Source organism: Streptomyces sp. YIM S03343, assembly GCF_054729195.1.
Genome location: NZ_JBPUKX010000003.1, coordinates 286812 through 313320, shown reverse-complemented (window position 1 = coordinate 313320; position 26509 = coordinate 286812). Strand labels below are relative to the sequence as shown.

The window sequence follows — 26509 nt, the reverse complement described above, 5'->3', positions numbered from 1 at the left end:
ATGACCCGCGCACGCACCGCCCGAGGGCGCTGGATCGAGAACTGGGACCCCGAGGACGAGCAGGCGTGGGCGAACGGCGGCAGCCGTGTCGCCCGGCGCAATCTGCTGCTGTCGGTGCTGTCCGAGCACATCGGCTTCTCCGTGTGGAGCATGTGGTCGGTCCTGGTGCTGTTCATGTCGCCGGAGATCGGACTGGGCTTCGCCCCGGACGAGAAGTTTCTGCTGGTGGTCGTGCCCACCCTGGCGGGGGCGCTGCTGCGGCTGCCCTACAGCTACGCGGTGACCCGCTTCGGGGGGCGCAACTGGACGGTGTTCGCCTCCCTGGTGCTGCTGGTGCCGGCGTCGCTGACGACGTACTTCGTCCAGCGGCCGGGCACCCCGCTGTGGGTCTTCCTGCTCATCGGCGCGACCGCCGGGGCCGGGGGCGGCACCTTCGCCTCGTCGATGACGAACATCACCACCTTCTTCCCGCAGCGGCAGCAGGGCTGGGCCCTCGGCCTCAACGCGGGCGGCGGCAACCTGGGCGTCGCCGTGGTGCAACTGCTGGGCCTGCTGGTGATCTCCGTCGCCGGGGACACCCACCCTGCCTATGTCGCCGCCTGCTACCTGCCGTTGATCGCGCTGGTGTCCGTGCTGGCCGCGCTGCGCATGGACAACGTGACGGTGGTGCGCGCCGAGCGCGGCGCCCAGCGGGAGGCCGCCGGCGATGCCCACACCTGGTGGATCTCGCTGCTGTACATCGGTACCTTCGGCTCCTTCATCGGCTTCGGGTTCGCCTTCGGGCTGGTGCTGCAGAGTCAGTTCGGCTGCACGCCGCTGCAGGCGGCGGCCTTCACCTTCCTCGGGCCGCTGCTCGGCTCGGTGGCGCGTCCCGCGGGCGGCAGGTTCGCCGACCGGTGGGGCGGCGCCCGGGTCACGCTGTGGGCCTTCGCGGGGATGGCGGCCGGCATCGGCGTGCTGGTGGTGGCCAGCCGCACCGGGTCGCTCCCGCTGTTCGTGGCCGGGTTCATCTCGCTGTTCGTGATGAGCGGCCTCGGCAACGGCTCGACGTACAAGATGATCCCGGCGGTCTTCGCCCGGCAGGCCGAGCAGGCCGTCACCTCCGGCCACGACGCAGCCGAGGCGTTCGCCCGCTCGCGCCGGCTGTCGGGGGCCGTCATCGGGATCGCGGGGGCCGTGGGCGCGCTCGGCGGGGTCGCCATCAACCTGGCCTTCCGCACGGCCTACGGTTCGCAGGGCAGCGGCGAGCCCGCCTTCTACGCCTTCCTCGTCTACTACGGGCTGTGCGCGGCGTTGATCCGGGCGGTGTACCTGCGCGCCGAGCACGCTGCCGGTCCGCCGGCTCCTTCGCCGCGGGTGGGGGCGTCTCATGTCGGCTGAGCGGGCGCCGGCCGCCGGCGGGGCACCGGGCGGCGGCACGGGCGCGGCAGGGAGCCTCGGCACGACCGGGTCGGGCAGCCTCGGCACGGGCGGGGCGGCGAGCGGCGGCACAGGCGGGGTGGAGACCACCACGCACTGCCCGTACTGCGCGCTGCAGTGCTCCACCGTGCTCTCGGGCCGACGTGCGGAGACGACCGTACGGCCCACCCCGGACTTCCCCGTGAACGCCGGCGGCCTGTGCCAGAAGGGCTGGACCGCCCCCGGCTTGCTGAACGCCCCGGACCGGCTGCTGACCCCGCTGGTGCGCAGGCCGGACGGCGAACTCGTCCCGGCCGGGTGGGAGGAGGCTCTCGACCTGGTGGCCGGCCGGCTGCGGGAGATCCGCGACCGGCACGGCGCGGACGCGGTCGCGGTGTTCGGCGGGGGCGGGCTGACCAACGAGAAGGCGTACACGCTCGGCAAGTTCGCCCGGCTGGCCCTCGGGACCTCGCAGATCGACTACAACGGCCGGTTCTGCATGTCGTCGGCCGCCGCCGCGATCACGGCGGCCTTCGGCCTGGACCGCGGGCTGCCCTTCCCGGTGACCGATCTGGACGGCGCCGACGTGGTGCTTCTGGCCGGTTCCAACCCGGCGGAGACGATGCCGCCCCTGCTGCGTCACCTGCGGCGCGCGGACCTCGTCGTCATCGACCCGCGCCGCACCCGCACCGCCGGGCAGGCCGCACTGCACCTTCAGCCGGCCCCCGGCACCGATCTGGCCCTCGCACTCGGTCTGCTGCATCTGACGGTCACCGAGGGTCTCCTCGACAAGGAGTACGTCGACGCGCGCACGAACGGCTTCGACGCCGCCTGGGAGCAGTGCGTGGCCTGGTGGCCGGAGCGGGTCGAGCAGGTCACCGGGGTTCCGGTGGCCGACCAGCGGGCCGCGGTGCGCATGCTCGCCCGGGCCGCGCGCGGCTACGTCCTGACCGGCCGGGGCGCCGAGCAGCACAGCAAGGGTTCCGACACGGTCGCCGCGTTCATCAATCTGGCCCTGGCGCTCGGACTGCCGGGGCGCGGGGGCAGCGGCTTCGGCACGCTGACCGGGCAGGGCAACGGGCAGGGCGGCCGGGAAATGGGCCAGAAGGCCGACCAGTTGCCCGGCTACCGGTCGATCACCGACCCCATGGCCCGCGCCCACGTGGCCGGCGTATGGGGTGCCGAGGCGGAGCGGCTGCCGGGGCCGGGCCGCAGCGCCTACGAGTTGCTGGACGCCCTGGGCACCGGGCCGGGCCCGCGGGCGCTGCTGGTGTTCGGTTCCAATCCGGTGGTGTCGGCGCCCCGCGCGGCGCACATCGCCTCCCGGCTGTCCGCCCTGGACCTGCTGGTGGTGGCGGACTTCGTGCCCTCGGAGACCGCGGCCCTGGCCGACGTGGTGCTGCCGGTGGCCCAGTGGGCCGAGGAGGAGGGCACCATGACCAGTCTGGAGGGCCGGGTGCTGCGCCGCCGCGCCCATCTGCGGCCGCCGCCCGGGGTGCGCACCGATCTGGAGGTGCTGCGGGCCCTCGCCGTACGGCTCGGCCAGCGTGCGGACCGGTTCCCGGCCCGTCCCCGGGAGGTGTTCGAGGAACTGCGGCAGGCCACCGCCGGGGGTCCCGCCGACTATTCGGGCATCAGCTACGAGCGGCTGGACGCGGGCGAGGCGCTGCACTGGCCGTGTCCGGGTCCGGCAGACCGGGTGGTGCGCACGGGCGGAACGGGCGGAACGGGCGAGGCAGGCCAGGCGGGCGAAGCCGACCGGGCATGCGGCATCAGGCGACCGGGCATGGACCGGCCGACGCCGGACCAGCCGACGTCGGACCGGCCGCTCCCGGCCCATCCGGGCACGCCCAGGGTCTTCCTGGACCGGTTCGCGCATCCTGACGGGCGGGCCCGGTTCGCCCCGGTGGACCACCGGCCGGCCGCCGAGCTGCCCGGCGCGGCGTTCCCCCTGTACGGCACGACCGGCCGGGTGCTCGCCCAGTACCAGTCGGGCGCGCAGACCCGCAGGGTGCCCGAGCTCATGGCGGCGGCCCCGGAGGCCGTGGTGGAGGTCCACCCGGACACCGCCCGGCGCTTCCGGCTGGCCGACGGACAGTTCGCCGAGGTCACCTCGGCGCACGGTGTCGTACGGGCCCGGGTGCGCACCACCCGGGATGTGCGCGCCGACACCGTCTTCCTGCCGTTCCACTATCCCGGCGCCGCCCGCGCCAACCTGATCACCGGCGACGCCCTGGATCCGCGCAGCCGTATGCCCGAGTTCAAGGTGAGCGCGGTGCGCATCGCTCCGGCAGCTCCGGCAGGTGAGGGCCCGTGAAGACCGGCATCGTCGTGGTGGGAGGCGGACCGGCCGCGCACCGGCTGGCCGCGAGCCTGGTGCGGTACGGGCACCGGGGCACGGTGACCGTGGCAGGCGCCGAGGAGGTCCCGCCGTACAACCGTGCCCTGCTCGGCTCGGTCCTGGACGGCACGCTGCCCGCCGAACGGCTGCGGCTGCCCGCCCTGCCCGCTGCGGTGACCCTGCTGACGGGCACCCGGGTGACCGGCATCGACCGGGCACGTCGGACGGTGCGCACCGAGGGGGGCCGGGAGGTGGCCTGGGACGTGCTGGTGCTGGCCACCGGGGCCCGGCCGCGGGTGCCGAACGTGCCCGGACTGGTCACCGCGCGCGGCCGGCCGGCCGAGGGCGTGCGCACCGTGCGCACCGCGGCCGGCTGCCGGGCCCTGTCGGCCGGGCCGGTGACGGTGCTCGGCGGCGGAGTCCTCGGGGTCGAGTCGGCTCTCGCGCTGCGCCGGGCCGGGCACGAGGTGGCGCTGGTCCACCGCGAGCCGCTGCTGATGGAGCGTCACCTCGACGAGCAGGCCTCCGCCGTGCTCGGCGGGGTGATGGCCGAACGGGGCGTCGCGGTCCATCTCGGCCGGCGCGCCGCCGAGTACGTCCAGGGCAAGATCGTCCTCGACGACGGTCAGGTGGTGGCGGCGGGCACCGTGCTGCTGTGCGCGGGGACCGAGCCGGAGACGGCGCTGGCCCGGGCCTGCGGGCTGACGGTGCGGCGGGGGGTGGTCGTCGACGATGCGCTGCGCACCAGCGACCCCCGCATCCACGCGATCGGCGACTGCGCCGAGCACCTGGGCACCGTCGGCAGCACCATGACCGGGGCCTGGGAGCAGGCGGAGGCCCTCGCCCGGATCCTCACCGGGTCGCACCTGCCCTACAGGCCCCGGCCCCGGGTACTGCGTCCGCGCACCGCGGACCTCGACGCCGTCGTCCTCGGCCCGGCCACGGAGGACCTCCGGGCCGACGGGAACGCCGATGGGAAAAGTGACGGGAACGCCGACGAGACGATCTCGCTGACGGACCGGGCGGGTGGCCGGTACGCGCGGCTGGTGCTGCGCGAGGGCCGGATCCACCGCGGTGTCGTCATCGGTCCGCCGCGGGCGGTCGCGGCGGTCGGTTTCCTGCACGAGACGGGAGCCGTACTGCCCGAGGACCGGCTCGCCCTGCTGACCGGTGCCGACGGCACCTACGCGGGGGACGGCACGCTGCCCGACGAGGCCGTGGTCTGCCACTGCAACAACGTCACGCGCGGGGCGCTGCGGCATGCCTGGGCCGCCGGCGCGCACGACACGGCGGCCCTGGCGCGGGCGACCCGGGCGACGACGGGGTGCGGCAGCTGTACGGGCGTGGTGCGCGACCTGTGCGCGGCGCTCGGCTCGGCGCCGCCCCGGGACACCGCGCAAGGAGGCGTTTCGTGAGTACTCGCACGCTGGTGGTGGCGGGCCACGGCATGGCAGGTCACCGGCTGGTGGAGGAGATGCTGGCCGGTGACCGGGAGGGCGTCTGGCGCATCGTCGTCCTCGCCGAGGAACCCCGGCCCGCCTACGACCGGGTGGCCCTCTCCTCGCTGCTGGCCGGGAAGAGCTCCGACGAGCTCACGCTGGCGGGCCCCGACGTCCTCGGCGACCCGCGCGTCGACATCCGCCTGCGCTCGCCGGTCACCGGCGTCGACCGGGCGGCAAGGACGGTGACCTGCGCCGGCGGGAGCATGTTCGGCTACGACGCGCTGGTGCTGGCCACCGGTTCTCGGCCGTTCGTCCCACCGGTGCCGGGCCGGGCCCTGCCCGGCTGCTTCGTGTACCGCACGGTGGAGGACATCGACGCGATCCGGGCGGCGGCCCGGCCCGGCCGGGACGCGGTCGTGGTCGGCGGCGGGCTGCTGGGCCTGGAGGCGGCCGGCGGGCTGCGGCGGCTGGGCATGCGGCCCCATGTGGTGGAGATGGCGCCGTGGCTGATGGCGCAGCAGATCGACGCCGGGGGCGGGCGGGTGCTGGCCGAGGCGATCAAGGGGCTGGGGGTGCGCGTGCACTGCGCCGCCGCTCTGAACGGCATCGAGGCCGGGGCCGACGGCCGCGCGGCCCGGGTCGCCCTGGGCGACGGCACGGTGCTCGACGCCCCGCTCGTCGTCTTCTCCGCGGGGGTCAGACCCCGTGACGAGCTCGCCGGGCCGGCCGGCCTGCCGCGGGCCGAGCGGGGCGGTTTCCTGGTGGACCGCTGGTGCCGTACGGCGGACGAGCGTGTCTGGGCGATAGGCGAGTGCGCCGCCGTGGAGGGCCGCTGTCACGGACTGGCCGCACCCGGTTTCCGGATGGCCGAGACGGTGGTACGGCAGCTGCTCGGCGTGGCGGGCGACGCGTTCACCGGCGCGGACACCTCCGCCCGGCTGAAGCTGCTCGGCGTCGACGTGGCCGGGTTCGGCGACGCCCATGCCCGTACGGGTGGGGCGATCGAGTATGTGCGCGAGGACCGGCGGGCGGGCACCTACGCCAAGGTGGTGCTGGACCGTGACGGCCGGACCCTGCTCGGCGGTGTGCTGGCCGGTGACACCCGCGCCTTTCCGGTGCTGCGGGCGCTGATCGGGCGCGAGCTGACCGCCTCGCCCGACGCCCTGCTCACCGCGTCCTGAGCCCAAAGCGGGCGAGGCCGCGCACCCGGTGTGCCGGGTGCGCGGTGAGTGGTGCGCGGTGTGGAAGCGGGGCCCGGCAACCCTTCCCTCACTGCCGGGCCCCGCCTTCGATGCCAAGCTGCCAGGCCGGGGCATCGTCCTTCACCCTTCCGGGACCCGGATGCCCTGTGGGAGGCCGGGTGCCGGGTGGGGCGGGGCGGCGGCAGGGGGTGTCCGCGGCCCCGCGTTCTGGGGTGGGGCACCCGGTCCGCACGGGGGTGGTGCGCGGAGAGCGGGTGCCCGAGCGTGCTCGTACCGGGGTGCGCGCCCGGGGGTGGTGGGTGCTCACCCGTGGCCGGATGGTCTCCGGCGCGAGGTCAGTTGTCGCAGGGGCGCTCAGTTGTCGTAGGGGCGGCGGGCCTTCGCCTCCTTGGTGGCCAGCGCCCACCAGCTGAGCTTGTCCCAGAGCCCCTTGGCGGCGGCCTCGGCCGCGGCGGGGTCGTTCAGCGTGCCGTCGGAGTCGAACTGGTCCCAGGGGTTGTGGAAGCTGACGGCGCCGCGCACGGTGACCGCGTGCAGTTCGTTGAAGATGTGGCGCAACTGCTGCACCGCGCGCAGGCCGCCGGCCAGACCGCCGTAGCCGACGAAACCGACCGGCTTGGCGTGCCACTCGCTCTGGGTCCAGTCCAGCGCCGCCTTCAGGGAGGCCGGGAAGCTGTGGTTGTACTCCGGGGTCACCACGACGAAGCCGTCCGCGTCGGAGAGCCGGGACGAGAACGCGCTCAGCAGCTCGGCCACCTCAGGCGCCGGATCGTCGGTCAGGGCGGTGGGCAGCGGGAAGTCCGCCAGGTCCACCAGGTCGACGTCGATGTCGTCGCGCTGGCCGGCGGTGTCGACGAGCCAGTCGGCGATGGTCGGGCCGAAGCGGCCCTTGCGCACGCTCGACAGGATCACGGCCACGCGGATGCGGTCATTCGGCATGTCAGCCCTTTCACGGCGGTCATTCCTCCACCACCAGATAAACAAACCCGCACGCGGGTTTGCTACCGGTATCGAGAAACCCGATGGGTGCGCGGAGGAGACCAGGGCGGAGGAGGCCAGGGCGGAGGCGACTTCCGCCAGGTGTGAAAGTCCCGCGCCGCTACGGAGAGCGCCCGGGTTCACCGCCCGGCCGTCCCCGTGGGCAGCCGGGCCATGACGGTGAACCGCGTCCAGCCGTACGTGCGCCGTCAGTCGCGGCGGATCAACTCCGGGTCGATGCGCCGACCGACCAGGGGGAGTGTGCCGACGACGGCCACCGCCACCACACCCAGCGCGGCGAGGACGAGCAGAGGAATGCCGGAGAGATCCCAGTAGACCGCGCTGCCTCCGGTGATCAGATAGCTGGACTCGGCGAGCTTGCCCGTCATGAGCGCCAGCCCGAGCCCGATGGCCAACGGCAGCACGACCTGCACACACTGCACGGACCGCATCGTCCGCGCCCGGGCACCGATCAGGGTGACGGCGGTGACCTGCGCCCGCCGCTCCACCGCCCGGTCGGTCGCGGAGACGACGAAGGCCGCGGTCCCGATGACCAGTCCCATGATCATGCCGAGCGCGAGCAATGTCTCGATGACGGCGATCTGCTCGAGGCCCTGGATGTTCACGCCGATCAGTTCGATCTCGGCGATCGGGGCGACGGCCGCGATGCCGTCGAGGGCCTTACGGACCTCGCCGGGTTCGGAGCCGCTGGTGAGGACGTACTGTCCCGACTCCGGGCGGGCATGGGCGGGCAGGGCGGACGGCGGGATGAGTACGGACGCGGTAATGGCTGCGGAAGGGTCGTATGCGGCGTAGGTGACATGAGCGGAGGAGAGGGTGATGGGCAGGGTTTTGAGCCGGGTTCCCTGCCGTAGGTGGTAGGTGAAGGAGGCTCCCGGACGTACGGCTGGATCCATGCTCGAGTTCGGGTTGTTCAGGATCAGTACCTTGCCGTCCACGCAGCCTTCCGAGCGCTGCACCATCTTCGCCAGTTGGGCACAGGTCGCGACGAGAGCGGAGGCGCGCGTCTGGACGTCCGCGCCGGAGTGATGGGGGTCGGTCCAGGAGTCCATGGCCAGGGCGTGCGCGCGTACGCCAGGTACTTCGGCGAGCGCATGCTCCTGCTGCGTGGTGATCGTGGACAGGGTGACGGAGTAGTCCTGCACGGGCGCGGACGGCCGGGTGACCTGCTCCATCTGGATGAGTACACCCTGGGCCAGCGAGGCGGCGAAGACGAGCAGCACCAGGCCGGTGACCACGCGCATGGTGCTGCCGGGCTCGACCTCGTTGCGGCGCATGGCCAGATTCAGGGTGAGGGATTCGGTGGCCCGCGCCACCCGGCGGGCAAGGGCATAGGAGACGAGGGGCAGCGTCAGCACCAGCCCCAGTCCTGTCATGAGAATGCCCGCCGGAATCAGCATCGCGTTCGGGCCGATGCTGTTGGCGGGATGGTCGGTGAAGCCGGTTGCGCAGTAGCCGACGATGATGCCGAGTCCCGTGACCAGCAGCAGGCCGCCCCACTTCGCAGGGGGTTCGGGCACGGCGGTGCGCCGCACGTCCAGCGGATTGACAGCCGCTCTGCGCGCGCCGGCCCGGCCGGCGAACCAGGCGAGAACCGGGCAACCGATCAGGCAGACGGCGATGGTCGTCGCGGACAGTGCGCCGTCGTCCGGGTACCACCTCAGGCTGGGGAGTCCGGTTCTGCTCATCACCTGGTTGAGGAGCCAGTACTCGCCGAGCCCGAGGAGCGCACCGAGCAGGGCCGCGACGACGGTCTCGGCGGCGTTGACGCGCTGGATGCCCTTGACGCTCAGCCCCAGCAGGCGCAGCGCCGCGAGGCGACGCATTCGGCTGGCGGCGGAGAGCCGGGCGCAGATGGACAGAAAGATGCCGAGTGGGAGCAGAACCAGCGAGCCCAGGGCGAAGCGGAGGTAGGTGAGGGTGGAGGGTTCGACGGCCGGGAATGGAGCGTAGCCGTAGCCGAAGCCCTTCAGCGTGCGCCCCTCGTCCGCGATCCGGTCACGCGTGGTGCCCACGTAGGCGAACAGTTCGTCGGGATGGCTGAGCCCCGCCGCGCTGATCACCCCCTTCTCGTGACCCGGCAGCAGTCCCTTGACCGCGGGCTGTTCGCGCAGCAGGTCGTGGATACGGGGGGAGACGAACACCTCGCCCGGTTCCGGTAGTTCGCGCAGACCGGGTGGGGGCGTCTTCGTGCCCTTGGCGCCCTTGGCGACGAAGACCCGGGTGAACGGCACTGAGCCGTACGGGTCCGAACGCTGAAGGACCAGCGTGGCGCCCCTCACCGTCGCGGACGTCGTCCGCGGCTCCCGGGCGGCGGCGCGCCCGTCGTGCGCGTCGAGGATCTGCGGGATGGCGAGGACCAGGGCGAGACAGCACACCCCGATCGAACCGCCCGCCGCCATCAGGAAGAAACGGATGCGGTTGCCGCGTCCGGCGCCGAACAGCAGGCGCAGGCCGAGCAGGAACTCCCTCACGCCGCCCCCCGCGGGACGAGGACTCCGTCGGACATCGTGTAGCGGGTGTCTGCCTGCGCGGCGACGGCCGGGTCGTGCGTCACCAGGACGACGGCGGTGCCCTGGGAGCGGGCCAGGCCCAGGAACTCCTTCAGCACGGCGGTGGCGTTGGCGCTGTCCAGGGAGCCGGTCGGTTCGTCCGCGAAGACGACGGCCGGGCGGTGCACCAGGGCGCGTGCGACGGCGACGCGCTGGCTCTGGCCGCCCGACACCTGCGACGGCCGGCGCTCGCGCAGCTCCCCGAGCCCGAGCCGGTCCAGCACCTCGCCTGCGGCGGCCAGCGCGGGCTTCTTGCGCCGCCCGGCCAGCCGCAGCGGCAGCGCCGCGTTCTCCTCGATGGTCAGCTCGGGCAGCAGCTCGCCGTACTGGAAGACGAATCCGAAGCGTTCGCGGCGCAGCGTGCTCATCTCCTCGTCATCGAGGTCGCTGTGCGCCCGCCCCTCGAACCGCACCTGCCCACGGGTCGCGGGCAGCACTCCGGCCAGGCAGTACAGCAGCGAGGACTTGCCCGAACCGCTCTGCCCGGTGATGGCCACGATCTCCCCTCGGGAGACCGAGAGATGGGCGTCGCAGACGGCCCGGTTGCTGCCGTAGGAGAGGTCGACTCCCGTGGCGGAAAGGATTTCTGACGTACTGATGGCTCCCCCAGGATTCGACTGGTGAAGCTAACAAGCAAGATCGGAGCGCTTCAGGGGGTTTCGGAGCTTCCGCACACTTTCGAACGTGATCTCTTTGTGAGGAATTTGCGCTCTCCTGAGCCTTTTCTGAGCTTGGATGCCCTAGGGCCTGTCCGGCGGATCAAGTCGGAGGAAACCGACGGCACCCGCCGAGCCAGGTGAGCGGGGGCTGGTGCGTGCAGCTGCAAGGCGGAGGAGGGAGTCGACGCGACGGGGGTCCCCCCTGTTCGAGCGCAGCCGAGAACTCGGGGGAGTCGGCGACCGACGACAACGCCGCAGATGTGCGTGCCGGCCCCCGCGTCTCCGGCATGATCCGCCGGACAGGCCCTAGGGCGTGTTTCGAAAGTAGCGCCGGCCGCCCGAAGGGCGGGCCCTGCGGCGTCTGGTGCGTGCGATCGCAAGGCGGAGGGTCGCCCTCGTACTGGGCGTACGTGGGCGATCCCGACAACACAGCCGGGGGCACCCCCTGCTCGTCAGAGCTTGGGGGAGTGCGTGCCAGGCGTCGCAGGGCAGGCGGGACTTTCGAAACACGCCCTGGAGCAGGAGCTGCCTGGCTTCAGGACCCGGCCGGCCCCGCCGCCTCCCACACAGCTCCGCCGCCCTGTGCGGGGCTGCGTGGGAGCGTGGTGACGTGGCCGTCAGTCGATGCCCTGCAGGATGTGCGGTTCGGCGAGGTCGTCCTCGTAGCCGGCCAGGCGGATCGGAGCGGAGTGGGCCCAGAAGTCCAGGAAGCCCGGGTTCTCGGCCGTCGCGAGGAAGTCCGCCTTCTCGGCCCTCTCGTTCTGGCGGGCCTGCGGCGGCGCCTGTACGGGCGTCTGATGCGCTGTCAACCGTGCTCTCCTCTCCTGCGGCCGGCTATTCGCCGGGACCTGTCAGCGGGCGGCGGCCGGTTCGGTGGGCTGCGGGGCAAGTTCCTCGGCCAGTTGCCGGGCCAGCTCCAGGCGGCGGATCTTCATCGTGGCGGTGCGCGGGAGGTCGGCGAGGCGGCGTTGTACGGGCTGCACCAGAGCCGGGTGGGCGGCTACGGCCTCCTGCCAGCGCCGGGCGTCGAGGGGCTGGTCGCCCCGGGTGCAGACCACCGGGACCGGCTGCTTGTCGGGGCCCGGCACGATGACCAGTTCGGTCAGCTCCTCGAGCTTGTGGAGCACCTCGTCCTCGATCTCCAGGGTGGACTCGATGCCCGGGATGACGTCGACCTCGCGGTCCAGCAGGTGCAGACAGCCCCACTTGGTGCGGTAGCCGACGTCGCCGCCCCGCCACCACTCGCCGATGACCTGCTTGTCGAACCGGTCCTGCTCACCGTGGTAGCTCAGCGCACGGCCGGCGGTGGCCACATCGATGTAGCCGGGCGTCTCCTTGGACGGCTTCTGCCCGTTGCGCGGGACCAGCCGGTACTTGGTCATGAACGGCGTGGGATAGCCCTGGCAGCGGCCGTCCGCCCTCAGGGCGTTGCGGCGCCGGTAGGTGCGGCCGGCCAGCGGACCGCACTCGCTCTGGCCGTACACCTGGAGGAACACCGGGCTCCTGCGGTCGGTGGCGTGCAGGAACTTGTGCATCGTGCTCGGATGGATCGCGTCGAAGGTGCTGTTGAAGTACTTGACGTTGGAGATCGGCCGGCGCGGGTCGTCCAGCATCTGCTCCCACTCCAGGAAGGAATTGGGGTGGGTCTCCAGCACGCCCGGGCGGTGCCGGACCAGCATGTCCGCGACGTGCTCGGGGCTGCCGTCGTTCATGAAGACCATCGGCATGCCGCGGGTCTGCAGCACTGCGAGGCCCAGGTACATCCGTGAGTGCACGTACGACACGTGCATGGCGACCGTCTCGCGCTTGCGGATGAAGGACACCACCTTGTCCTGCCAGTTGCCCCGCGCGCCGAGGGAACGCGCCGAGTGCACCACCAGCTTGGGGATGCCCGTGGTGCCGGAGGTGTGCGTCATCAGGGCCGGCTCGTCGGGGCCCAGGAGCACCGGGCGGCGCCGCGGAGCACCGGCGAGGTCAGCGAAGGACACCGCGCCCGGGTGGTATCCGGTGGCCGTGACGACCCGCTGGGTCAGCTCGGACAGCGGCAGTTCGGCCAGCGAACCGGTCAGCTTCGCCTGGTCGGTCAGCAGGGTGGGGCGCTGCAGCCGCTCCAGCAGCTTGCCGATGCTGTCGCCGTCCAGGTGCGGCGACAGCATCACCGGCACCGCGCCGATCCGCGCCACGCCGCAGGCCAGCACCGTGATGTCGAAGTTCGACGCCTTGTGGACGGCCACGTGCTCGCTCGGGCGTACACCGGCCTCCCACAGCCGGTCAGCGGTGTCGGCCACGTACCCGGCGAACTCCGCCACGGTCAGCGTCCGACCCGCCTCGGGGAAGGCCTCCATGTCGTGGTCCAGTGTGATCGGGGTGCTGCCGTACTTCTCGGCGGCCCGCTCGGAGACGACCCCGAGGTAGAGGATCTTCTTGCTTCTGGGAACCTTGTACATCAGGCCTCTTCCTCACGGTAACCGGCAAACTGAATGAGAGAAATCCCGTGGAAAAACCGTTCCACACATTGCCGCCGGGAGAGAAGAAGGGACCTCTTAATGCGTCATCTCACGTCATCTCACGTCATCTCACTGTCAGCTCATTGTCAGTTCATTGTTTTCGACGTACCTTTTCTATGTGCCTTTTCGACGTGCCTTTCGACCTGCCGGAGAATTGCCCGCTGACATGCGGGAGGCCGGACCGCGTGGTGCGCGGTCCGGCCAATGGGGAACGGTCGGTCTCAGGCCTGCTGCAGCCCCTTCTTGATGGCCTCGGCCATCTTGAGGGTGCGTACGGTCTGGTAGCCGACGGCGGCCAGGTTGTCGTCGGTGACGTTCTGCGCGAGGTGCCCGGGGATGGCCTGCAGGCCGGACGTGGCGCTGACCCCGTAGGGATTTCCGTTGCTCGGCGTGAGCAGGATGTCGTCGGTCACGCCGGGCGGCACGATGATGGCACCCCAGTGGTAGAAGACGTTGCTCAGGGAGAGAATCGTCGACTCCTGCCCGCCGTGCGGGGTGCCCGTCGAGGTGAATGCGGACATCGCCTTGTTCATCAGACCGCGCCGGGCGTGCAGTTCGAAGGTCTGGTCGATGAAGTGCTTGAGCGGACCGGCCAGCAGGCCGTAGCGGCCCGGGGTGCCCCAGACGACGGCGTCGGCCCAGTCGAGGTCGTCGATGGCGGCCACCGGTACGTCCCGGCTCGTGGTCAGGTGCTCGTTGTTCGCCTCGGTCCATTCCGTGTAGTTGGGCGCGAGCGGCTCGTCGCTGATCTCCGCGACCCGGCGCAGCCGCACCTCTGCGCCGGCCTTCTCCGCCGCCTCGGCGGCGGCGACAGCCAGCTTGTGGATGTTCCCGGTGGCCGAGTAGTAGATGATGGCGACATTGGTCATGGCCGTACTGCTCCCTCAGTGAATGGTGCGCTCGCCGTTTCCGGCTGCTGGGTCGCGCCCATGGTGTCCCGGCCGTGCCGGGACGGCCACTGTTCACCCGACAGTCCGTCAAGTCGCACCCGTTCGGGCCCCAGGGGCCGGCCTCAGTCGCCCGCCTCCACGCCGGGCGGGTTGTCGATGATGTAGCGCCACAGCCCGTCAGGGCCGCGCCGGGCCACGTCCGTCGCGGTGCCCGTCAGATGGATGCGCTCGCCGTCCTGTGCGGTGCCGTCGATGACGAAGTCGCCGATGATCAGAGCCGTGTCGTCGTAGACGTAGGTGTGGCGCACGGTGATCCGGATGGGGACGCCGAGCGCCAGGAAGCTGCTGGTTGCCCGGCGGCGTCCGTCTCCGGTCACCACCACGCCGGGGCGCAGCACCCGTACCGCCTCCGGCTCGAAGAGCCGGTCGATGGCGGCGAGGTCCTTGGCGTTGAAGGCCTCGACGAACGTCTCGGGCAACCGGGCCGGGTCGCTGACTGCCATGGGTTCTCCTCGTTGCGGTGCCTCGGCGTGCGGAGAGGCCGGGTGGTCCCCGCGGCCAGTGGTCAGACGGCGGCCTGGGCGGTCTGGGCGGCCTTGAGCGCGGCGGCGACCTCGATGGTGCGGCGCGTCTGGTAGGCGATCGCCCCGGCGTTCTCCGGGTGCATGAAGCCGACGCGGGGGCCGGTGACCGTGGAGGCGCCGTAGGGGTTGCCGTTGTTCTTCTCGTACAGCACCGGGTCCGCGGAGCCGGTGGCGACGATGACCGAACCCCAGTGGCAGACGGCGTTGTGCAGGGCCAGGATCGCGGTCACCTGGCCGCCGTGCTCGGCGGAGCCGGAGGCGAAGGCGGAGACGGCCTTGTGCAGCAGCCTGCCGTTGATCGACAGCGACGAGGTGCCATTGATGAACTGCATGAGCTGCGGCGCGGCGAGCCCGAAGTGGACAGGTGTGCCGAGCAGGACGGCGTCCGCCCAGTCCAGGTCGTCGTTGGTCGCCTCGGCGATGCCGGCGGCGGTGGCGGCGTGCTCCTCGGAACCGGGGCGCCCGGTGGCGGCGGTCTCGGGCACCCTGCGCAGCCGCACCTCGGCGCCCAGCGCGGTGGCGGTCTCGGCGGCGGCCAGCGCGAGCTGATGGGTGGAGCCGGTCGACGAGTAGTAGATGACTGCGACGTTGGTCATGGTCGTGCGCTCCCTGGCGTGCGGGTAGTGGCGTCGGGTGGTGGTGTCGGGTCGGGGGGACGGGCGGGGGTGTCGGGCCGGGGGGACGGGCGGGGGTGTCGGGCGGGGGTGTCGGGCGGGGGGGGGGGACGAGTGGTGGTGTCGGGCGGGGGACATGCGCGTACGGGACTTCCGCGTTGGGGACGCGCGCAATCGTGGGACGTGCGCATCGTGGGACGTGCGGCGCCGGTGCGGCAACGGCCGCCGGGCGAGTGCGTCAGGTCGGTCGGCCGGCGTACCGCAGGGCTGCGGCGGCCAGTGTCAGGGCTAGCGCCAGGAACAGCGCCAGCGCTGTGAAGTGGGAGAAGAGAGCGGCCAGTTGAGCTCCCGCGCCGGCCCCCACGTTGAGGGTGAAGCCGTACAGCGCGATGGCCGTGGTCTGGGCCGCCGAGGCCCGTGCGCCGACGGACTGGATGAGCGCGGGGCCGAGCGTGGCGAAGCCCGCCATGAAGACGAACAAGGCGGCTCCCAGGGCCACGGCGCCGTTCCCGCCGAGGGCCGCGGCCAGCATGGCCGCCACGGTGACCGCCAGCGCGCCGGCCGCCCTGCGCGGTGCGGGGACGCGGGCCAGGGCGGGGGCGAGCAGTACGGCGCCGAGCAGCGCCGGCAGGGCGCTGGCGCGCAGTGCCAGCAGCGCGCCCTCGTCGGCGACGCCCTCGGGGCCGTAGAGCTGGACGCCGGTGTAGACGGCGGTCAGGCTGCCCGCGGCGACGAGGATGACCAGATACAGCGGGACGAGTCGGCCGCCGAGTGCGGCCCGCAGGTCCGACGGGCGGCGGCGGTCGGCCCCGGGCGGCGGGGTCTGCCGCGGCTCGGGCAGCAGGACCCGCCAGGACACGGCGGCCCCGGCCAGCAGCAGCGGCACCGTCCCCCAGAACACCCACACCCAGCCGACCGCCGATGCCACCAGCTGGGCCTCCAACTGCCCGACGACGACGGTGGCTCCCATGCACGCGGACACCACCGTCAGCGCCGGTGCCACCCGGTGCGGGGCGATACGTGCGTGCAGGTAGGCGTACGACATGGGGATGAACGAGCCCGCGAAGAGCCCCTGGACGGCGCGCAGGACCACACCTGTCGTCAGGCCGGCCGCCAGCGGCAGCAGGGCGGTGACCACGGCCATGGCCAGGACGTTGGCGACCATCACCGTGCGCCGCCCGAACCGGTTCGACAGCGGGCCGCTGATCAGCGAGCCGGCCGCATGGGCGAAGGCGAACGCGGTGGTCGACAGCGCGGCCGACTGGGTCGGCACGCCCCAGGCGCGGGCGAGGTCCGGCATCAGCGGGATGGTCACGTACATCTGGCCCACCACGAGCACGCCCATGACGGACACGGTCGTCACGGTGGCCGCCATCGGTGCCGTACGCGATGTCGCCGAAGGCACCTCGGCAACCGTTGTTTTCGACATGCACCGATCGTTGCGACGGGCGTCGCCGACCGGCAATCCGCACCCGCACTATGCGTCAAGTCCCCTGCCGCGGCGGGGGACTTGACGCATAGTGCGGGACGGGACCGGGTGCGGGGACAGCGCCGGAAAAGGCCGAACCCCCGCGGGTCGCGGGGGAACGTCACCAACGGGGGTCCGGCGTCCGGGGTCCGGCGCACCCTGTCGGGGTGCGCCGGGTCTCGGGTCAGACCTGGACGGCCTGCGGCTCCTCCGCGGAGGCCGCCGGGGCCTCGGCGACGGTTCGCTGCCGGTCCGGCTTCTGCAGCCCGAGGGCGACCAGCGCGGTCACCGCGATACCGGCCGCGGCGATGAACACCGCGGTGCGCAGACCGTCGTTGGTGGCCGAGCGCAGCGCCGCGCCGTGCAGTCCGTCAAGGCCGGAGTTGGCGACGGCGACCAGGACGGCGAGGCCGACGGCGCCGCCGACCTGCTGCGTGGTCGAGGCCCAGCCAGAGGCGATGCCCTGCTCCATCGGGTCCACACCGACCGTGGCGGCGCCGAACATCAGGGTGTAGCCGGCGCCCTGGCCGAGGCCGAGGACGATCATGCCGGGGACCAGCGAGAGGTAGGAGCCGTCGGTCGTCAGCGTCAGGCCCACGATCACGGTGCCCACCAGGCCCACGAGGAGGCTGGCGATCATGATGGCGCGCAGGCCGAACTTCGTGGCCAGGCGGCCGGCCGTCTGGGCGCCGACGGAGATGGCGGCCATCGGGACCAGGAAGGCCAGACCGGTCTCCAGCGCGCTGTAGCCGTGCACGCCCTGGAAGTAGACGGTCAGGAAGTAGAGCAGGGTGCCGAAGGTCGCCATGTAGAAGAAGGTGACTGCGGCGCCGGTGCTCAGGTTGCGGTTGCGGAACAGGCGCAGCGGCATCAGCGGGTCGCTGCTGCGCTTCTCGATGACCAGGAAGGACGCCAGCAGTGCCACACCCAGGACCAGGGCGCCGACGATGATGTCCGAGCCCCAGCCCGACTCCGGGCCCTGCACCAGGGCGAAGACGACGGAGGTGGTGCCGACGGTGGCGGTCAGCGCGCCGACCAGGTCGAAGGAGCGGCGCGAGCCGCCGAGCTGGTCACGGGCGATCAGCGGCATGGCGAACACAATGGCCAGCGCGGCCAGCGGGACGTTCACGAAGAAGACGGACTCCCAGCCGAACGCCTGGGTGAGCACACCGCCGAGCAGGGACCCGAGGATCATGCCCGAGCCGCCGGCCGTGCCCCACACGGCGAAGGCACGGTTGCGTTCCTTGCCCTCGGCGAACTTGGTGGAGACCAGGGTGAGCGTGGCGGGGAAGAGGAACGCACCGCCGATGCCCTGCACCGCACGGGCGGCGATCAGCACTCCCGGCTCGGTGGCCAGGCCGCCGAGCAGCGAGGACACCCCGTACAGGGAGAGGCCGAGGATGAAGATGCGGCGCGGACCCCAGAGGTCGCAGGCACGGCCGCCGAGGAGCAGGAACCCGCCGAAGGCGACCGCGTAGGCGCTGATCACCCACTGCAGGGTCTGGGAGCTGAAGCCGAGACCGGAACCGATCTCGGGGAGCGCCACGTAGACGATGTTGTAGTCGATGGAGATGATCAGCTGCGCGAACGCCAGCAGCGCCAGGAGGAGTCCAGGGCGCCGGCGCGGTGCTTCGGTGACGGCGCCTGTGGCCGAAGACGGCATGACTGTGCCTTTCCTACGGAGTCGGGATCGGGGCGCGCGAGGGCGTCCCGCCGGGGGGCCGGGGGGGGATGGCCCGGCGTTTACAGGGGTGCGCGGTGAGCTGTCGGTTCTGAGCTGTCGGTTCTGGTTCAGGTCTGGCCCAGGTTCTGCTTCAGGTCTGGTCGAACCAGCGGCGTACGCGGTCGGGTGCGGCGGGATCGGCCCGGCGCACCGCGGCCGCCAGATCGGCGATCGTCTGCTCCGCGAGCCGGTGCCGCCAGGCCAGTTCCGCGGTGGAGAAGGCCTGCGCCACGGTGCAGGTGGAGTTGCGGCCGTCCGGCCCGGTCATCCGGCCGGCCGGGCCGTGGTGGCGGATGCCCGTGCACAGGAAGGCACGTGCCGAGCCGTCGACGGCGACCGCCACATCCATCAGGCTGATCTCCTCGGGCGCACGGCCGAGACGGAATCCGCCGCGGGGGCCGGACCGGGACGAGACGATGCCTGCCCGTCCCAGGGCGTTCAACTGCTTGTTGAGATAAGCCGTGGGCAGGTCGTGGAACTCGGCCAGCCGCGCCGCCGGCACCGCCCTGTCGTGGGAGATCCACGACAGGTTGATGCAGCAGTGCACTGCCCACTCCACGCCCTCTCTCAGCTTCATGTCCTGGACATTACGCATCGGCGATGTCCACCAGAAGGGCCGGCCGTTTTTTATGTCAGGTAGCCCTGAGCGTGCTGTCCTGGCTGGTCAGTGCTGGTCAGGACCGTCTTCAGTTCGGTCTCCAGACGGGCGAGATCGGTCTTGTGACCATGTGCGGCCACATGCCCGTCCGGCCGCACCAGCCAGTAGCCGGCGCGGTGGCAGCCGGTGGCGAAGGCGCTCTCGCGCCGCCGCAGCACGACGGTGCGCAGCTGCGGGTGGCGGGCCGCCACGTGCCCGGCCTCGGTGCGCCACGCCTGCGACGACGGCGCGAGGACCAGCGTCCAGGCGTGCGGGTCGGTACCGGGGCCGCTGATGCCGTGGGCGAGCGCGTGGCGCCTCGGGAAGACCGCGCCGTCCTTCAGACCGCCGGGGATCCTCCCCCGGAGCCTGCAGCCCGCCGGCCCCGAGGGCCGCTGGGTCTCGCGCACCGGCGGATACGCCAGCCTCCGCCCGGCCATCACCGGGGTGTAGTACCGGGACACGACGCCGGTGCGGTCCAGGAACCGGAAGGCGGCATCCCGGGCGAGTACCTTGGTCCGGGTGTCCGCCACCCAGGCACGGGTCTGCAGATCGGTGTCGCGCAGGATCTGGCGGGTGGCCTCCGAGCGCTCGGTGCCGTAGCTGTCGAGCAGCGAGGCGGGCGAGGTGCCCTGGATGACCGCGGCCAGTTTCCAGGCCAGGTTCTGGGCGTCCTGCAGCCCGTTGTTCATGCCCTGGCCGCCGGCCGGGCTGTGCACATGCGCGGCGTCGCCCGCGAGGAACACCCGTCCGGCGCGGAAGTCGGTGGCGCGGCGGGCGTGCACGCGGAACACCGCCTGCCACACCGCCTCGGTCAGCCGCACCCCGCGCGGGCCGCGTTCGTCGAGGATCTCCTGCATCATCTCCAGGGAGACCTCGTGCCGCCCCTTGGGCATCACGGACAGGAACCGGTACACGCCGTCGGGCATCGGCACGATGACCACGGCACCGCTCGGCGTCTGGAAGAACAGGCACTCGTCCGGCGGCAGTTCGCCCTCGAAGCGCGCGTCGACGAGCGCGAAGGCCATCTCGTAGGTGCTTCCGTCGAAGCCGATGCCGAGCTGTCCGCGTACGGCGCTGCCGGCGCCGTCGGCACCGACCACGAAAGGTGCCCGGATGCGGTCGACGCTGCCGTCGGCCAGTTCGACCACGGCGGTGACACCGTCGGAGGCGGTGATGTCCGCGGAGCGGTCGACCCCTTCGAGGGCAAGCAGCCGGACCCCGCGCTCCACCTTGCCGCCGAGTTCGGTGAGGCGTTCGGCCAGCAGCCGCTCGGTGACGTGCTGCGGCAGCACCCGGCAGGCGGTGTCCTCGTTCAGCGCGAAGGAGGCCAGCGGCCTGCGCTCGGAGAAGTAGCTGAGCCGGCTGATGTGGACGGACTCGCGCCAGACGCCCTCGGCCAGTCCGGCGTCTTCGAGGATGTCCAGTGCCCGGGGCCATACGGACAGCGCCTTCGGCATGGTCGAGGGAGCGTCGGCGCGGTCGATGACGCGCACCCGGATGCCGCGGCGCAGCAGTTCGACGGCCGTCAGCAGGCCGGTCGGGCCGGCCCCGACTACGAGCACGTCGACGTCGGGTGCCGTGCCGGTGGTGTTCTCACTCATCGCCGTCAGTCCGTCCGCACACCGGCGGTGACGCCGAGGCCGGGTTCCTTGGGCAGCCGCTCCAGGTCCACGCCGAAGTACGTCTTGTACGCCTCGAACGCCTCCGCCTCGCTGCCCAGCGTCCGTTTGCTGCGCTCCGCGCCGGCGACCATGCTGACCTGGGTGTTGCCCTTGAGCGTGACCAGGCCGTCGGCCGTGCGGACGGAGCAGAACAGGCCCTGCAGGAACGAGGAGTCGGGGGAGGTGCGGTACCACCACAGGGTCGGGGCGAAGTCCTCGACGGTCACCGGCCGGTCCGCCACCCGGTAGAGCGGGTTGCCGTTGAGGTACACGTCGACGACGCCGTCGGACACGTCGTGGAGCTGGTACTCACCGTGCGGGTCCTGCTGGACGTCGCGCGAGGCCAGTCGCAGCGGGAAGCGGCTGTTGCGGCCGAAGCCGACGTCGACCAGCCAGTCCTCGCCGTCGGCCGTCACGCGCAGCGCCAGGTGGCCGAGGAAGGGGCCGAGGACTCCGCCCGGGCGGTGCACCCAGCCCGGCAGGATGTCCACCTTGTAGCCGAGCGAGGTGAGCAGGAACGACAGGGCCGGGTTGACCTCGTAGCAGCCGCCTCCGCGGTTCTTGCGGACGATCTTCTCCAGGACGCGTTCGTCCATGAAGATCTCCTCGTCCAGGTGGTAGTCGAGGTTCTCGAAGGGCACCGACAGCAGGTGACGCTCCATCAGATGGCGCAGTCCCGCGAGGTCCGGTCGTTCGGGCCGGACCGCTTCGATGCGGCGCAGGTAGTCCTCCATGATGCCGTCCGACATCACCGTCTCCTTAGGCGTGCGTGGTGGGCTGTGCGGGATTGGGCTGTGCGGGGTCGGGGTGTGCGGGGTCGGGCTGTACGAGGTCGAGTTATGCGGGGTCGAGGTGTGCGGGGTGGGGGTGCTGCCAGCGCAGCAGCGAGAGGCCCATGGCCATGCCGCCGCCGAAGGCGGTCAGCAGGACGAGGTCCCCGTCGGTGAGCTCGCCCCGGCGCGCGGCCCGGTCGAGGGTGACGGGGACCGACGCGGCTCCGGTGTTGCCGAAGTCCTCGTAGGTGACGCGCATATGGCCGGCGGGGATGCCGAGCCGGGCCGGAAGGTCCTCCAGCATCCGTCCGTTGGCCTGGTGGGGCACGAAGTGGTCGACGGCGCCGGGGTCGTAGCCCGCGTCCCGTACGAAGGCTCCGATGGCCGGGGTGACCGTGGCGTCGACGAAGTCGCGCACCCCGCGTCCGTTCATGGTGAAGAAGTGCAGGCCGTCGGCGAGGGTCTGCTCGCTGGCCGGCAGGCGGCTGCCTCCGGCCGGCACCTCGATCAGGTCGCGGTCGGCGCCGAAGCCGGCCAGCCGGGACGCCAGCAGACCGCGGCCGGGGCGGGCCGGGCCGAGGACCACCGCTCCGGCGCCGTCCCCGAAGAGGATGGCGGTGCGCCGGTCGGCGGGGTCGAGGATGCGGGAGTAGACGTCCGCGCCGATGACCAGGGCGTACGGCGAGTCGGCCGCCGCGAGCACATGCGCGGCGGTGTTCAGCGCGAACACGAAACCGCTGCAGACGGCGTTGACGTCGAAGGCCGCGGTGCCGCGGCCCGCGCCGAGTCCGTCGGCGACCGCGCTGGCGGTCGGGGGCTGCGGCTGGTCGGGGGTGGAGGTGGCGACGACGATCAGCGACAGGTCCGCCGCGGTGATCCCGGCGGCCTCCATCGCCGCCCGGCCCGCGGCGACCGCCAGGTCCGAGGTGGCCTCGTCCGGTTTGGCCCGGCGCCTGGTGCGTATGCCGGTCTTGCGGTGGATCCACTCCTCGGTGACCCCGGCTGCGGCGGCGACCTCGTCGTTGCCGACGACGTGGGAGGGCAGACAGGATCCCGTGCCCAGGATGGCGATGCCCGCAGCCCTGCGGCCGGACCGGGCGGTACCCGTGGTGATCATTGTGTGACCCTTCTTCGGTGATTCGGGCCTTCCGCGCAAGCGATGCTCCAGTGCGGCCCGGCCGGGCGGCAAAGCCCGGCCGGTGAACCCGTCAGGTCTGCGGGCAGTACGTCAGATGGCGGTCGGCGGTGGTGTCGGGGCCGGTGCCCTTACAGGTGTTGGTGCCGGTTGGTGGCCCCGGTGCCGGTCCCGGTAGTCGGTCCCGGTAGTCGGTCCCGGTGTCGGTCCCGGTAGTCGGTCCCGGTGTCGGTCCCGGCCGGGCAGGTGTCACTCCGCCAGTGCCAGGGAGGCGTCCAGTGCCGGGGAGGCGTCCTCGAGCAGGCCGCGGACCAGGTCGCCGGTGATGCGCACCCCGTTCTGGGTGAGCACGGACTCGGGGTGGAACTGCATCGACGCGAAGCGCGGGCCGCGCAGGGCGTGGACCTCGCCGGCGGCGTCCCGGGCGGCCTCGACCACGCCGATGCCGTCCACCTCCGTCTTCTCCTCGTCGGCGACGGCGGCGAACGTGTTGTAGAAGCCGACGCGTTCCCGCCGTCCGAACAGGTCGATGTCGCGCTGCACGCCCTGGTTGGGCACGTCCCGGCGCCTGAGGTCCAGTCCGAGGCGGCGGCTGAGCACCTGGTGGCTCAGGCAGATCGCCAGGAACGGCCGCCGTTCGCGCAGCAGCCTTTCGATCGCGCCGTCCAGGTGGGCGATCTTGGGGTGGGACATGTCGCGCGGATCGCCGGGGCCGGGGCCCATCACGACAAGATCGTGGTCGGCGAGGTCGTACGGCTCGTCGAACCGCCGGACCGTCACTTCCAGGCCCAGGCAGCGCAGTTGGTGCCCGATCATCGAGGTGAAGGTGTCCTCGGCGTCCACCACCAGGACCCGGCGGCCGGCCGGCGCGAAGGCACCGGCCGAGGGTGCCGCGCCGTCGGCGAGCCAGAACCCGGCGATGGTCTCGTTGCGCCGCTCGAGCGCCCTGCGCACCTCGGGATGTGCGGCGAACCGCGTCGTACCGCCGCCCTCCAGCGCGGCCAGCAGCCCTGCGGCCTTGGCGCGGGTCTCGGCCACCTCCGAGAGCGGGTCGGAATGGCGCACCAGGGTGGCGCCGACCCCGATGCGCACCCGGCCACAGGGGTCGATCTCGGCGGTGCGGATGCAGATCGCGGAGTCCAGCGCGGTGTCGCCCTGTGCGTCGCGGCCGATCAGGGCGAGCACACCGCTGTAGTAGCCGCGGCCCTCCTGCTCGTAGCGTTCGATGACCCGGCAGGCGCTCTGGAGCGGGGATCCGGTGACGGTCGGTGCGAACAGGGTCTCGCGCAGCACCTCGCGCGGGTCTCGGTCGGTGCGGCCCTCGATGAAGTACTCGGTGTGGGCCAGGCGGGCCATCTCCTTGAGGAAGGGGCCCGTCACCCGGCCGCCGCCGGGGCAGATCCGGGCCATCATCTTCAGTTCCTCGTCCACCACCATGTAGAGCTCGTCGGCCTCCTTGCGGTCGGCGAGGAAGTCCATGACCTCCGGCAGCGTCGGGCCCGAGGCCGGGTAGCGGTAGGTGCCGCTGATGGGGTTCATCACGGCCCTGCCGCCATGGACGCTGATGTGCCGTTCGGGGGTGGCGCCCACCAGGGTGCGCTCGCCGGTGTGCACGACGAACGTCCAGTACGCGCCCTTCTCCCGTTCCAGGAGCCGCTTGAAGAAGGTCAGGGCGCTGCGCGGGCCGTAGTCGCCTATGTCGACGGTGAAGGTGCGCTTGATGACGAAGTTGGCGCCCTCGCCGGTGCCGATCTCGTCGGCGATGATCCGCCGGACGGTCTCGGCGTAGGCATCGTCGTCCACGTCGAAGTGCGCGCCGTGGGTGCGGATCGGTTCCTCGGGCAGCCGCTGGAGTACGCCGGCCAGGTCGAGGGTCTGCTGGGCGGTGACGGTGAGCGCGATCAGCGGGGTGCCGTCGTCGTGGCCGGCGTAGCCCCGCTCGGCGACCTGGCGGTACGGGACGAGGGCGAGCACCTCGTGCTGCGGGGCTCCGGTGGCGCCTTCGGGTGCGGGCAGCGGGATGTCGGCCAGGGTCCCGGCCTCGGCCGCCGTGCCGACCAGGACGTCGATCACTCCCGGTCCGGCCGCCTCGGGGCGGTGCAGCAGGGCGAACGGCGGGGGTTCGGGGCTGAGGATCAGATCCAGCAGGCTTCCGTCGTCACGGGGTCGGCCGGGCGGTGTGCCGGTCATGCGAGGACCTCCTTGGCGGTGGTGACCACGGCACAGCGTGCGGCGGCGTACTCGACGGCCATACGGTGCTGTTCCGCGGTGAAGTCGGCGACGGCGTCGGCGACCAGGAACGTCTCGATGTCGTGGCTGAACGCCTCGACAGCGGTGATCAGCACACCGACGTGGGCGTAGACACCGCACACGATGAGCTGGTCGCGCTGGTGGAAGCGCATACGGGTGAGCAGGTCGGTGTGGTGGAAGGCGCTGTAGCGCCACTTGGTGACCAGCCAGTCCCCGTCGCGGGGGGCGAGTTCGTCGACCACGGCGCGGTCGGCGGGCGCGGGACGCATGCCCGGGCCCCAGAAGTCCTTCAGCAGGCCCCGCTGGTGGACGGTCATCCCGCCGGGCTGCGCGGTGTAGGCGGCGGGGATGCCGAGTTCGGCGCAGCGCTCGCGCAACTCGGCCGCGTGCTGCACGAGCTGGCTGCGCAGCGGGTCGGGGAAGGGCTGGAGGAAGTAGCGCTGCATGTCGTGCACGAGCAGCACCGCGCGGGCCGGATCGGCCGTCCACGGCGCGGTGTTCACCGGCAGCTCCGGCGCGGTCGGCAGCGGATAGGACTCGATGGTCGGAAGTCCGGCCATGACGTGTCGGTGTCCTTTCTCGGTGGGGAACGAGCGAGGGCAGGGCGGCCAGGCGCGCCCCCGTCGGGACCGGCTGGCCCTGATTGGACGGCCGGTCCCGACGGGGGAGGCGGACCCTGTCGGGTGGGGCGGCGGACTCCGGCGTCGCGCTAAGCAGGTCGGGCGAAGTCGACTACGGTCCGGCAACTCCCCCAAGGGGCGCGGGGAACTGCGCGACCAGCCACGACGTTGCCGCAGACGAAAGACGACAAATCGCGGCACTCCCAGCGGAGCGCGCGGCACTCTAACAACCGAGCGCCGCGCCCCCGTCGACGGTCAGGGTGTGCAGGGTGATGTGACGGGCCTGTTCGGACAACAGGAACCCGACCGCCTGCGCCACATCGGCCGGCTGGGCGAGCCTGCCCAGCGGGATGCCGACGCGGAACGCCTCGAGGTTGCCGGCGAGAGTGGCGCGCGGGCCGCTGTCGTCGTGCCACATCGAGCTGAGCATCGGGGTGTCGGTGGATCCGGGAGCGACGATGTTGCAGCGGATGCCGTGGCGGGCGACCTCCAGGCCGAGGCTCTTGGTGAACATCTCCGCCGCCGCCTTCGACGCGGCGTAGGCGGCCATGCCGCTGCGGGGGGTGACCGCCGCGTTGGAGGCGACGGTGACGACGGCTCCGTGGCGCCTCGGCACCATGCGGCCGACCACGGCCCGCGAGAGGTGGAAGACGCCGGTGGTGTTGACGGCGAAGGTGCTGATCCAGTCGTCGTCGCTGAAGTCGGTGACCTCACCGAGGCGGAGCACCCCGGCGGCGTTGACCAGGTAGTCGATGGGGCCGAGGCGCTGTTCGACGTCGGCGACGAGGGCATCGACCGCCGCGCTGTCGGTCACGTCGGCCGCGAACGGCGCCACTTGCAGGCCGTCGACGCCGAGTTTGGCCACCACCTCATCGAGCTGGACGGCGTCGCGGTCGACCGCGGCCACCGCTGTGCCGCGCTCCCCCAGGACGCGGGCCACGGCCGCCCCGATGCCGCCGGCCGCGCCGGTGACCAGGGCCAGTCCGTTCTCCCCGTTCTCCATGGCGTGTCTCTCCTTCACAAGGCGTGCGGGCAGGAACATGCGCTGTGC

General features: G+C 72.2%; 21 protein-coding genes. 4 read left to right on the top strand and 17 right to left on the bottom strand.

The window, feature by feature from the left end; translation table 11 throughout:
- From ACSYGN_RS41530 to ACSYGN_RS41515, 4 genes are read left to right on the top strand one after another with little or no spacing between them, the layout of a single operon-like run.
- A complete protein-coding gene (locus ACSYGN_RS41530) occupies positions 1 to 1380 on the top strand; it encodes a nitrate/nitrite transporter (protein ID WP_460406216.1) in 1380 nt (459 codons plus the stop codon).
- Positions 1370 to 3715 carry a molybdopterin oxidoreductase family protein gene (locus tag ACSYGN_RS41525; RefSeq protein ID WP_460406214.1) on the top strand — a complete coding sequence of 782 codons (2346 nt, stop codon included), beginning with the start codon at positions 1370 to 1372 and terminating at the stop codon, positions 3713 to 3715. Before ACSYGN_RS41530 ends, ACSYGN_RS41525 begins: the two co-directional genes overlap by 11 nt.
- Entirely contained in the window at positions 3712 to 5154 is a 1443-nt protein-coding gene (locus ACSYGN_RS41520; protein WP_460406212.1) for an FAD-dependent oxidoreductase, read from the top strand. Before ACSYGN_RS41525 ends, ACSYGN_RS41520 begins: the two co-directional genes overlap by 4 nt.
- Entirely contained in the window at positions 5151 to 6362 is a 1212-nt protein-coding gene (locus ACSYGN_RS41515) for an FAD-dependent oxidoreductase (RefSeq protein ID WP_460406210.1), read from the top strand. The genes ACSYGN_RS41520 and ACSYGN_RS41515 overlap by 4 nt, the downstream gene beginning before the upstream one ends.
- A 375-nt stretch (positions 6363 to 6737) precedes the next feature.
- On the opposite strand, the gene ACSYGN_RS41510 is transcribed toward ACSYGN_RS41515, so the two are convergent.
- The 17 genes from ACSYGN_RS41510 to ACSYGN_RS41430 all read right to left on the bottom strand — a co-directional run bounded on the left by ACSYGN_RS41510 (position 6738) and on the right by ACSYGN_RS41430 (position 26461).
- Positions 6738 to 7322: an NADPH-dependent FMN reductase gene (locus tag ACSYGN_RS41510; RefSeq protein ID WP_460406208.1), complete on the bottom strand. Its 585-nt coding sequence runs from the start codon at positions 7320 to 7322 to the stop codon at positions 6738 to 6740.
- Positions 7323 to 7570: 248 nt separating this feature from the next.
- Positions 7571 to 9856 (bottom strand): ABC transporter permease, encoded by a 2286-nt coding sequence (locus ACSYGN_RS41505; RefSeq protein WP_460406206.1) that lies wholly within the window; start codon positions 9854 to 9856, stop codon positions 7571 to 7573.
- A complete protein-coding gene (locus tag ACSYGN_RS41500) occupies positions 9853 to 10518 on the bottom strand; it encodes an ABC transporter ATP-binding protein (RefSeq protein WP_460406250.1) in 666 nt (221 codons plus the stop codon). The genes ACSYGN_RS41505 and ACSYGN_RS41500 overlap by 4 nt, the downstream gene beginning before the upstream one ends.
- A gap of 692 nt (positions 10519 to 11210) precedes the next feature.
- The gene (locus ACSYGN_RS41495; RefSeq protein WP_460406204.1) at positions 11211 to 11402 is read right to left on the bottom strand and encodes a hypothetical protein; all 192 of its coding nucleotides are present in this window, start codon (positions 11400 to 11402) and stop codon (positions 11211 to 11213) included.
- Between the two features lie 42 nt (positions 11403 to 11444).
- Entirely contained in the window at positions 11445 to 13040 is a 1596-nt protein-coding gene (locus ACSYGN_RS41490) for a class I adenylate-forming enzyme family protein (protein WP_460406202.1), read from the bottom strand.
- 281 nt (positions 13041 to 13321) lie between these two features.
- Positions 13322 to 13969, bottom strand: a complete 648-nt coding sequence (locus ACSYGN_RS41485; protein ID WP_460406200.1) for an NAD(P)H-dependent oxidoreductase — start codon at positions 13967 to 13969, stop codon at positions 13322 to 13324.
- A 143-nt stretch (positions 13970 to 14112) separates the two neighbouring features.
- The gene (locus tag ACSYGN_RS41480; protein WP_460406198.1) at positions 14113 to 14493 is read right to left on the bottom strand and encodes a YybH family protein; all 381 of its coding nucleotides are present in this window, start codon (positions 14491 to 14493) and stop codon (positions 14113 to 14115) included.
- 62 nt (positions 14494 to 14555) lie between these two features.
- Complete coding sequence (locus ACSYGN_RS41475) at positions 14556 to 15170, bottom strand: NAD(P)H-dependent oxidoreductase (RefSeq protein WP_460406196.1); 615 nt, start codon at positions 15168 to 15170, stop codon at positions 14556 to 14558.
- Between the two features lie 256 nt (positions 15171 to 15426).
- Positions 15427 to 16617 (bottom strand): MFS transporter, encoded by a 1191-nt coding sequence (locus tag ACSYGN_RS41470; protein WP_460406194.1) that lies wholly within the window; start codon positions 16615 to 16617, stop codon positions 15427 to 15429.
- Positions 16618 to 16840: 223 nt separating this feature from the next.
- Complete coding sequence (locus ACSYGN_RS41465) at positions 16841 to 18319, bottom strand: MFS transporter (RefSeq protein WP_460406192.1); 1479 nt, start codon at positions 18317 to 18319, stop codon at positions 16841 to 16843.
- A 151-nt stretch (positions 18320 to 18470) separates the two neighbouring features.
- A complete protein-coding gene (locus ACSYGN_RS41460) occupies positions 18471 to 18956 on the bottom strand; it encodes an RrF2 family transcriptional regulator (RefSeq protein ID WP_460406190.1) in 486 nt (161 codons plus the stop codon).
- A 50-nt stretch (positions 18957 to 19006) separates the two neighbouring features.
- The gene (locus tag ACSYGN_RS41455) at positions 19007 to 20620 is read right to left on the bottom strand and encodes an FAD-dependent oxidoreductase (protein WP_460406188.1); all 1614 of its coding nucleotides are present in this window, start codon (positions 20618 to 20620) and stop codon (positions 19007 to 19009) included.
- A gap of 5 nt (positions 20621 to 20625) precedes the next feature.
- On the bottom strand, positions 20626 to 21429 hold the full coding sequence (locus ACSYGN_RS41450) for an arylamine N-acetyltransferase family protein (RefSeq protein ID WP_460406186.1): 804 nt from the start codon (positions 21427 to 21429) through the stop codon (positions 20626 to 20628).
- Between the two features lie 88 nt (positions 21430 to 21517).
- Complete coding sequence (locus tag ACSYGN_RS41445) at positions 21518 to 22570, bottom strand: 3-oxoacyl-ACP synthase III family protein (protein ID WP_460406184.1); 1053 nt, start codon at positions 22568 to 22570, stop codon at positions 21518 to 21520.
- A gap of 267 nt (positions 22571 to 22837) precedes the next feature.
- A complete protein-coding gene (locus tag ACSYGN_RS41440) occupies positions 22838 to 24778 on the bottom strand; it encodes an anthranilate synthase family protein (RefSeq protein WP_460406182.1) in 1941 nt (646 codons plus the stop codon).
- Entirely contained in the window at positions 24775 to 25398 is a 624-nt protein-coding gene (locus tag ACSYGN_RS41435; RefSeq protein WP_460406180.1) for an isochorismatase family protein, read from the bottom strand. Before ACSYGN_RS41435 ends, ACSYGN_RS41440 begins: the two co-directional genes overlap by 4 nt.
- Positions 25399 to 25681: 283 nt before the next feature.
- A complete protein-coding gene (locus tag ACSYGN_RS41430; RefSeq protein WP_460406178.1) occupies positions 25682 to 26461 on the bottom strand; it encodes a 2,3-dihydro-2,3-dihydroxybenzoate dehydrogenase in 780 nt (259 codons plus the stop codon).
- Positions 26462 to 26509: the final 48 nt, after the last annotated feature.

Coding starts and splice junctions, on each gene's coding strand:
- ACSYGN_RS41485 (WP_460406200.1), bottom strand. CDS start 13,969: ATGACCAATGTCGCCATCATCTACTACTCGGCCACCGGGAACATCCAC.
- ACSYGN_RS41440 (WP_460406182.1), bottom strand. CDS start 24,778: ATGACCGGCACACCGCCCGGCCGACCCCGTGACGACGGAAGCCTGCTG.
- ACSYGN_RS41470 (WP_460406194.1), bottom strand. CDS start 16,617: ATGTCGAAAACAACGGTTGCCGAGGTGCCTTCGGCGACATCGCGTACG.
- ACSYGN_RS41435 (WP_460406180.1), bottom strand. CDS start 25,398: ATGGCCGGACTTCCGACCATCGAGTCCTATCCGCTGCCGACCGCGCCG.
- ACSYGN_RS41455 (WP_460406188.1), bottom strand. CDS start 20,620: ATGAGTGAGAACACCACCGGCACGGCACCCGACGTCGACGTGCTCGTA.
- ACSYGN_RS41480 (WP_460406198.1), bottom strand. CDS start 14,493: ATGGCAGTCAGCGACCCGGCCCGGTTGCCCGAGACGTTCGTCGAGGCC.
- ACSYGN_RS41475 (WP_460406196.1), bottom strand. CDS start 15,170: ATGACCAACGTCGCAGTCATCTACTACTCGTCGACCGGCTCCACCCAT.
- ACSYGN_RS41460 (WP_460406190.1), bottom strand. CDS start 18,956: ATGAAGCTGAGAGAGGGCGTGGAGTGGGCAGTGCACTGCTGCATCAAC.
- ACSYGN_RS41525 (WP_460406214.1), top strand. CDS start 1,370: ATGTCGGCTGAGCGGGCGCCGGCCGCCGGCGGGGCACCGGGCGGCGGC.
- ACSYGN_RS41530 (WP_460406216.1), top strand. CDS start 1: ATGACCCGCGCACGCACCGCCCGAGGGCGCTGGATCGAGAACTGGGAC.
- ACSYGN_RS41445 (WP_460406184.1), bottom strand. CDS start 22,570: ATGATCACCACGGGTACCGCCCGGTCCGGCCGCAGGGCTGCGGGCATC.
- ACSYGN_RS41430 (WP_460406178.1), bottom strand. CDS start 26,461: ATGGAGAACGGGGAGAACGGACTGGCCCTGGTCACCGGCGCGGCCGGC.
- ACSYGN_RS41465 (WP_460406192.1), bottom strand. CDS start 18,319: ATGCCGTCTTCGGCCACAGGCGCCGTCACCGAAGCACCGCGCCGGCGC.
- ACSYGN_RS41490 (WP_460406202.1), bottom strand. CDS start 13,040: ATGTACAAGGTTCCCAGAAGCAAGAAGATCCTCTACCTCGGGGTCGTC.
- ACSYGN_RS41510 (WP_460406208.1), bottom strand. CDS start 7,322: ATGCCGAATGACCGCATCCGCGTGGCCGTGATCCTGTCGAGCGTGCGC.
- ACSYGN_RS41450 (WP_460406186.1), bottom strand. CDS start 21,429: ATGTCGGACGGCATCATGGAGGACTACCTGCGCCGCATCGAAGCGGTC.